Origin of the sequence: Mycobacterium sp. E740, from assembly GCF_001672895.1 — a bacterium.
In the GTDB taxonomy this organism is placed as follows: Bacteria; Actinomycetota; Actinomycetes; order Mycobacteriales; family Mycobacteriaceae; genus Mycobacterium.
This window is the reverse complement of the sequence record NZ_LZKP01000010.1, coordinates 1-504: the sequence shown is the minus strand read 5'-3', so window position 1 is coordinate 504 and position 504 is coordinate 1. Positions and strand designations below refer to the sequence as shown.

The following is a 504-nucleotide window of genomic DNA, read 5'->3' as shown; positions in this document are numbered from 1 at the left end:
CGGCGTCGAGCGGGCACTACGCGCCCGCGCCTTCGACGCGTCGTAACCCGTCGCTTCGGCGCGAGCGTGCGTGTCGGTACCCGACACGCCGCTCATTAGCAGCAGTTCGTGCACGCTCGCGCGGCATGCTGAGCCCGTGGCAGTCAACAGGACTCGTCGGGCCAGGGCTGCCCGCAGGCGCAAGCGTCGACTCGCCGCGGTCGAAAACGACCTCACCGTCGCGCAGTGGGAAGCCGTCAAAGCGGCTTGGCAAGGCTGCGCCTACTGCGGCGCCAGAGACCGTCCGCTGCAGCGCGACTGCGTCATGGCGATCAGCAGAGGCGGCCGGTACACCATCGACAACGTCGTGCCCGCCTGCGCGTCATGTAACACGAGCAAGTGCAACGACGAAGTGACCGGCTGGCTGCGCCGCAAGCGCCTCGACGAGCGCCGGTTCCTCGAGCGCTACGTTGAGATCCGGGCAATGCTCGTCGAGAACGCACGCTGACGGAAGCGCCGGCGTGC

Annotated in this window: 1 protein-coding gene; it reads left to right on the top strand. The window is 68.7% G+C overall.

Annotated elements, in window-relative coordinates:
* Positions 1–136 precede the first annotated feature (136 nt).
* Positions 137–487, top strand: a complete 351-nt coding sequence (locus tag A5663_RS00700; protein ID WP_068150986.1) for an HNH endonuclease — start codon at positions 137–139, stop codon at positions 485–487.
* The last annotated feature ends 17 nt before the right edge of the window (positions 488–504 follow it).